General features: G+C 42.9%; 6 protein-coding genes. 5 read left to right on the top strand and 1 reads right to left on the bottom strand.

Annotated features, from left to right (window positions below; translation table 11 throughout):
* Nucleotides 1–481 (bottom strand): class I SAM-dependent methyltransferase (locus F6J94_RS26715; protein ID WP_293045794.1); only part of this gene is annotated, 481 nt, incomplete at its 3' end.
* Nucleotides 482–973: 492 nt separating this feature from the next.
* Here F6J94_RS26715 and F6J94_RS26720 point away from each other — a divergent pair.
* From F6J94_RS26720 to glk, 5 genes are all read left to right on the top strand, one after another.
* The gene (locus F6J94_RS26720) at nt 974–2,515 is read left to right on the top strand and encodes an aspartate aminotransferase family protein (RefSeq protein ID WP_293045796.1); all 1,542 of its coding nucleotides are present in this window, start codon (nt 974–976) and stop codon (nt 2,513–2,515) included.
* On the top strand, nt 2,515–3,492 hold the full coding sequence (locus F6J94_RS26725) for an alcohol dehydrogenase catalytic domain-containing protein (RefSeq protein ID WP_293045799.1): 978 nt from the start codon (nt 2,515–2,517) through the stop codon (nt 3,490–3,492). Before F6J94_RS26720 ends, F6J94_RS26725 begins: the two co-directional genes overlap by 1 nt.
* A gap of 11 nt (nt 3,493–3,503) precedes the next feature.
* Nucleotides 3,504–4,172, top strand: a complete 669-nt coding sequence (gene hxpB, locus F6J94_RS26730; protein WP_293020654.1) for a hexitol phosphatase HxpB — start codon at nt 3,504–3,506, stop codon at nt 4,170–4,172.
* Nucleotides 4,173–4,902: 730 nt separating this feature from the next.
* Nucleotides 4,903–5,952, top strand: a complete 1,050-nt coding sequence (locus F6J94_RS26735) for a zinc-binding dehydrogenase (RefSeq protein WP_293045803.1) — start codon at nt 4,903–4,905, stop codon at nt 5,950–5,952.
* Nucleotides 5,953–6,269: 317 nt separating this feature from the next.
* Nucleotides 6,270–7,247, top strand: a complete 978-nt coding sequence (gene glk / locus F6J94_RS26740; RefSeq protein WP_293045807.1) for a glucokinase — start codon at nt 6,270–6,272, stop codon at nt 7,245–7,247.
* Nucleotides 7,248–7,370: the final 123 nt, after the last annotated feature.

Raw genomic sequence — 7,370 nt, forward strand, 5'->3', positions numbered from 1 at the left:
TCTCCTTTGATGAGACCAAATATTGCAGTATTGTCATCTGATACATTCCGATCGGGTCGTAGCTTCGATCCTCAGTCATTTTTACAAGGTTTCCATCAGGTAACTGACGGCTACGGGTAATCGTTCGACGATATCCCCCTTGCAGATAATAACCAGGATTATCAGTAATAATTAAAAGACGTGCTCCAGGTTTCAAATGTGTTGAGATACATTGAAATGCGCGGTAGCGATCCTCTACTTCTGATATCTCACCCAAAACTTCCCCTGATAAGAAAGCAAAATCAAATTGCCGTTTCAGTTCAAAACGACGGATATCCCCATGAATCAGTTCAAGCTGTCCTTTTTTTAACCAGTCACTGAGCTTAACTCGTGCCTGATTGAGCATTCCTGCATCAATTTCAATCCCTGTGACTTGAGCTCCTTTTTCCAGCAGGTTAATGCTGAACCGTCCCGAACCGGAAGCTAATTCTAAAACCTCCATACCAGGAGAAATATAAGAGAGGACAAACGCCTTGTATTCTTCTGGTAAACAATGAAGTGACAGCTTAATTTTATTTTAATTTTTAAGTTAACATAATTTAATCTAACTTTTCACCATTCCTTTTACTTTAAAATGTGCATTTTGTCAATAAATCTAATAATATAAATAACTGAATAAGTATAATGATAATTGTAATTAAAAAAAATCACTATTAGGTATACAGGATTTTTTCCCAGCTTTGAAGCTCCAAAGCTCAGAAGCTCCGAAGCTCCGAAGCTACCTAAAACCCAGAACTTTGTACCTTACCGAATTAAAAACCCCTTTACTACACATATATCAATTTTTGTCAAGTATCTTGGCAAGGAAACTTGTTTTGTTAAGTTTTACAAAATCTTTCCCCTTGAAATCGCGATTATTTGAACATCATGTGATAATTAAACCTGGGTAAAGAAATGGTAAACAAAAAGTAAAGAGAAGATAAAGAGTTACCTCATGACCGAAATTAATCAAGAAAGTCTAGATCAGGTAATAATCTCAAAAACTGGTAATGACTGGTGTGGCGCTAGTACAGAAATGTCCTTGCCCCAAGGCATCAAAAAAAAATCGGTCTTAGATAAGGAAATACTAGATTCACCAACTACACTCGACAGCCAGGCTCTTCGCCAAATTGATCAGGAATACCTCTGTTGGGGGGATACGGTTCACTATCAAGAGCGACCAATCATTGTAACTGGTTGTAAGGGGGGATTGGTTTTCGACGATGAAGGCAAATCCTATATCGATACGGGAATGTGGCACTCAAGTTGTAACTTTGGGTATCGCAATCCAGAGATTGAATCAGAGGTTACTAAACAACTCCATACATTACCTCAAGCCAATGGCGACTTTCTACATCGTGAAAAATTATTAATCGCGAAACAAGTAGTAGATGCGATGTATGAAAGAACCGGTGTCAAAGGCCGAGTATCTTTTAATGTGGGCGGCGCACTTGTGGTGGAAGATGCCCTAAAGATTATTCGTAAAAACACCCGCAAGAATAAAGTAGCTGTGATGATGGGTGGTTATCATGGTCGCTCTCTTGGTACTCTCAACCTTTCGAGTAGTCATCGATATCGACAGTATTTTAATGAGTTCTCAGAACGGGCAGTTATGTTGCCGTTTGCTAACTGCGCTCAGTGTTTCTATGAAAAGGAACGAGAAACCTGTGACTTATACTGCGAGCGCATGATTCGCAAGGCATTCTCCAACGAATTTTATGGCATCGCAAGTGAAACTAGTTCAGAAGTGGGTGCCATAGTTGTAGAACCTTGTCAAGGACGAGGCTACACCATCCCACCCAGGGATTTCTTTAAAGGGTTTATCAGTGAGTTACGACAAAAGCACGGACTTCTTGTCTTTGATGACGAAATTCAAGTTGGGATGTACCGTACTGGTAAATTATTTGCCTTCGAACATTTTGGGTTTGTGCCAGACATTATTACGTTGAGCAAATCCTTCACCAATGGTTTGAGTCCAGTTAGCTTAGTCTGGGCGCGAGAAGACCTAGTAGCACCAGACTTTTTCACTCCTGGACACGCCCACAGCAATTTTGCTAACCATCCTCTCGGAACTGCTGCTGCTTTAGCAACATGGCGTTATATGCTGGCACAAGACTACGAAAGATCAGTACCAGCAAAAGGTTTGTACTTTTTGACCAAACTAAAAGAACTCCAAGCCCGTCATTCCTGTGTCTATAGCGTAGATGGACTCGGACTTATACTTAACATGGTTTTTGCTGATGAAAAGGGTATACCTTACAAAGGGTCTGCCAAACTAGCAGCAAGCATTGCTCAGGATAATGATTTTATTTGGAAAGACCAGAGTTGGCGCATGATTCTCCAAACCGGAGGATACGACCTGAACGTTTTGAAATTTGCTCCTTATCTTGATATCAGCTACGAAGAAATTGATTGCACTATTGGTGTTTTAGATCAAGTCCTACAAAAGCTTGATATCCTATTATGTCCAACCGCTGAAACCGCAGGAGCTATTTGATGAGAGCAGCAGTTTTATCCAAAGCCAATCAAGTAGAAATTCGCGAGTTTCCTGAGCCTAGCAAAACTCAAGATAATGAAGTAATTGCTAAGGTGGAATTTGTGGGAGTCTGTAAAACAGACCAGCAACTAACCGCAGCAGGCTTAGATAAAGATTGTATTCTTGGTCATGAAGTAGTCTGTAGCCTGCCTAATCAAAAAGGTCATTTTGCCCTCAATAATGAGATTTCCTGTGGAAAATGTAGTTATTGTTTAGAGGGATTAACTAGTCATTGCATCAATCTCCAAGAACTTGGAGTAAATGAACATGGAGGATATGCTGATCAAATTTGTGCTCCTATAAATTCCCTACATCCTTTTGAATTATCCAATCCAGCTTTAGGGGTGCTGATTGAGCCTTTAAGTTGTGCAGTAAGGGGAGTAAAACGGATTTTAGCTGGTGTTAATTTATTAGCTACTTCACACCCTAAAGTCCTGGTGATTGGGGGAGGTATTTCAGGTACTCTAATTACCTACCTCCTAAATCATTCCCCCAATTTTAAGGGAGAGATTAAAGTCTATGATATCACCAAAGAGCCGCTCCCTTGGCTAAACAGATTGGGAATTGAACGGATCCAAGTTCCAGAACCAAACCAGGCACACGTGGTGGTGGAATGTTCCGGTTCACCAGGGGGTCTGGCTACAGCACTGGATCTTGTTCGTAAGGGCGGTTTAGTCTGTATCTATGGTGTTCCTAAACAAGGGATTTCTTTACCAATTTCTCCCCATGAGTTATTTATGCGAGAGATTGCGGTAGTGACGTCTTTTGCTGGTGCTACAGACGAAACCATTGCGGCTGCGATCGCATCCATCAAGGGCGACGAGGCATTCTTTGAACAACTGTTGGGTCGGTTTATCCCTCTTGAGAAGCTTCCTATAGAATTGACTAATTGGAGTCCACAGCCTGGAACCCGAACTGTTGTAGATCTCGACGCTTGAGGAAGATTCTGATGCAGGATGTAGCTGTGATCTTTGATATGGATGGTTTACTAATTGATAGTGAGCCGTTTTGGTCGAAGGTAGAAATCGAAGTCTTCAATGACCTTGGCATTCCCATGAACGAGAGTATGTCTTCTCAAACAATGGGTTTGCGAAACGATGAGGTGGTCAAGTATTGGTATGCTCGATTTCCTTGGACTGGTATGAGCCAAGCTGAGGTATGTCGAAGAATGATCGCTCGGATGAGTGAGCTATTGATGACCATGGGACAACCGATGCCAGGTGCAATTGAAGCCGTAAAGTTGTGTCGGGAATTAAACTTACCCCTAGCCCTAGCCACTTCATCTCCCATCGGTCTAATTGATACAGTACTCAAACGGCTCGATTTAAAGGATGCCTTTGATGTGATTACATCAGCAGAAGCGGAGGAATTTGGTAAACCCCATCCAGCAGTATATCTCACCGCTAGCCGTCGTCTGGGTATAGAACCAACAAAGTGTGTTGCCTTAGAGGATTCGGTTCGTGGCGTGATTAGTGCCAAAGCTGCCAGCATGGCATGTATTGCAGTTCCACCACCAGAAAATCTAGAGGATGAACGGTTTGCGATCGCAGATGTCACCCTTAAATCACTAGAACAAATCACGGAGCCTTGGCTGAAAACGTTTTTAGCTGACCGGTAAAAGAAGTTAGTTGCGTAGGGTGCGTTAGGGGGGTTCTAATTTTCTCGGTAGCCAGAGTTAGGTTGCTGCCCCTAACGCACCACAGTTGCGTAGGGTGTGTTACGGGAGCACTAATTTTCTCGGTAGCCAGAGTTAGGTTGCTGCCCCTAACGCACCACAGGGTCAAACAGCGTTAATGAGATGCACTCACATTGACACTCCCCGCCGAAGGAAGAACGGGGATTCTTGGATCTACGACTCGTCTTGCTAAACCAGGCCGGAACCAGGAAAAGTAGAGGACAAATCTCCCCAAGCGTGATTGATCATAGATCTAGGTTTCGGTGTGCCCCACCGTACCTTTTTTATTTTTATTTTGGGACAGATACTTTTTTATCTAAGTTTTTCATAGACGTTGTAGTCGTTAGACCAAATTACGCAATACGTATCTCATACATATTTTTTACGTTGTCTACTTATGATTAGATAGTACCTATCTGACATGCAAGTTTATTGCTTATGCTTTTATTCTATCACATCGGCTGGAAAAGCCGTCCGTTGTTCGCGTTCGCCTTTGGCGTGGCCATAGGCCAAGTTACCGTAAGACAGGGTCGCCTTGATGGTTGGCAGGCTATGCATATAAGGGTTAAAACTTTCTTTGCCGATTTTGGCGACCCTGTCTAAGGTTTCTATCCAGCGAAGGACGGGGCTAATGACCCAAACTTTTTGGTAAACAACATTGGAGCAAGAGATTATGACAACCATGCAGGCTGCGGTCTGGTATGGTCCAGGACGTGAGAACTTTCGCTTAGAAAAAATAGACCGACCTGAACCTAGCCCAGGGGAAGTTTTGATACAGGTTCAGAAGTGTTTCTTTTGTGCGATGCACGCACGGGCGGTATTAGTGGGACACGCCAAACATAATCCTCCAGTCATTTTTGGTAGGATGCTGGCGGGAGATGTTGTTGCTGTAGGGGAGGGTGTTACCAAAGTCAAACCAGGGATGCGCGTTACCGTCAACCCAGAAAAACCCTGTGGAGAGTGTTTTTACTGTCAGCGAGGAGCATTAGGCCATTGCCTCAACCCAACTAAGTTACAACCCGGTGGCATGGCTGAATTTGTATGCGTTCCGGCTTCCCTGGCTAGCGGAATCGTTGAGCTGCCCTCATCAATTCCCTACGAGTTTGCTGCCTTTACAGAAACACTAGCCTGTATCCTTCAGGGTATTGACTTATCTAATATTGGTTTGTCCGATTGTGTGGTAGTTATTGGTGATGGCGGTGTCGGACTGAGCTTCCTTCAGCTAGCGCGCTTGAGAGGTGCTACCAAAATTATTCTAGCTGGCAAACATGATGATTCTCTGGAACAGGCATCAGCCTTGGGTGCTGATCGTACCGTTAATGTTACCCGAGAGTCTCTCAAAGACATAGTTATGGCCCAAACCGACGGTTATGGTGCTGATGTCGTTATTGAAGCCGTTGGCTCTGGGGAAACCTATGAACAGGCATTAACCCTGCTCAGGTGTGGCGGTACCGCAGTTGGGTTTGGTGGAACACCCCCGGGAACTGAGTTTCCGGGCAATCCTAATTTAATTCATTATCGTTCCCTCAAGATTTATGGTAGCTATCGATATACTCCAGAGCATTTTCGTCAGGCCATAGAACTAATTTGCACAAAGAAGATTGATCTACAACCGATTATTACCAATACTGTTCCCTTTTCAAAATTAACAACAGAAGCAGTTGATATTCACAATCAACCGCATTGCCGAGCCTTAGTAATTGATTTTGCAGAGGTTGATTAAGGTAAGCTATCAGCGAACAGCGATTAGCGCTACGCGCACGCTACTTGAGGTGCTATCAGCTATCAGCTATCAGCGTCAAAGTCTGTGCCACGAGTCATGGATTTTTCCCAGACTTTCAATTCTCATTACTCTGGAACTATTAAATTCTATCGTTCTAGATTTATTTTAAGCACCTCAAGTAGCGTGAGCTAAAAGCTGACGGCTGACGGCACCTCAAGTAGCGTGAGCCTTTGGCTCACGGCTGAATGCTTACTGATTAAGGTATAATTAACTTAAAACGTTGATAGCATTTTTTTATTTGTAATTTTGAATTACTTATGATATTAGCAGGTGACTTAGGCGGAACAAATTGCCGATTAGCAGTATTTGACGAGAACCTCTCTATAGTCCAAAAAAGCACTTATAAGTGTAAAGACTATCATAGTTTTGAAGATATGGTTGGGGCTTTCGTTAAAAGCTGTGAGCATCCCATTAAAATTGCTTGTTTCGGCTTACCTGGTCCAATCCAGGAAGGTGTGTGTAAATTGACTAATTTACCCTGGGATAAAGTAGAAGCCGCTAAATTAGTTTCAGTTACCGGTGTTCCGGTTAGCTTGCTCAACGATGTAGAAGCCAATGCTTATGGCATAGAAACCCTAAAGGATGATGACTTAGTTACTCTTAATGTCGGCACTAAAATACCAGGGGGAAATCGAGCAGTAGTATCACCTGGTACTGGCTTGGGAGAAGCAGCAAGCATTGAGGTGGAAGGTCGAGTTCATGCGATCGCATCTGAAGGTGGGAGTACTGACTTTGGTCCTTTAGATGAGCTTCAAGTGGGACTGATGCGTTATGTTCAGCAAGAATACAAACGGGTTAGCTACGAGATTCTTCTAGGAGGTCCTGGCTTGGTTCGTATGTATAATTATTTGCGGGATAGCGGTCATGGCAACACCCCTGAATGGTTAGCAGAAGAAATGAGCAAAGGAGAGCCAGCCGCAGCAATTAGTAATGCAGCTCTGGCCAATAAATGTCCCCTTTGTGTGCAAGCTTTAGAGATGTTTGTCTCAATTTTGGCATCTGAAGCCGGAAATGCTGCTCTTAAGTTTTTCGCAACTGGGGGTGTTTATCTTGGTGGAGGAATTCCCCCTCGCATTCTGGATAAGCTGCATGAACCTCTGTTTATGGAACATTTTATTAATAAGGATAAGATGGTTGATTTGCTGAAGTCTATTCCTATCTATGTGATTCTTAATGACCAGGCCGCTTTGCAGGGTGCTGCTTGGTATGCTCATAGAAGTCTATCTTCAACATAACTAATCTTTATTTATTAGTATGTAAGTATGTTATAGCAGTTCTCAATCCAGTGAGAACTGCTATAACATACTTACATATTAATAAATAAAGATTAGTTATGTTGAAGATAGACTTCTATGAGC

Source organism: Moorena sp. SIO1F2 (assembly GCF_010672755.1).
Classification (GTDB): Bacteria; Cyanobacteriota; Cyanobacteriia; order Cyanobacteriales; family Coleofasciculaceae; genus Moorena.

Bases quoted from the DNA above. Each gene is read 5' to 3' on its own strand.
- F6J94_RS26720 (WP_293045796.1), top strand. From the start codon at position 974: ATGACCGAAATTAATCAAGAAAGTCTAGATCAGGTAATAATCTCAAAA.
- hxpB (WP_293020654.1), top strand. From the start codon at position 3,504: ATGCAGGATGTAGCTGTGATCTTTGATATGGATGGTTTACTAATTGAT.
- F6J94_RS26725 (WP_293045799.1), top strand. From the start codon at position 2,515: ATGAGAGCAGCAGTTTTATCCAAAGCCAATCAAGTAGAAATTCGCGAG.
- glk (WP_293045807.1), top strand. From the start codon at position 6,270: ATGATATTAGCAGGTGACTTAGGCGGAACAAATTGCCGATTAGCAGTA.
- F6J94_RS26735 (WP_293045803.1), top strand. From the start codon at position 4,903: ATGACAACCATGCAGGCTGCGGTCTGGTATGGTCCAGGACGTGAGAAC.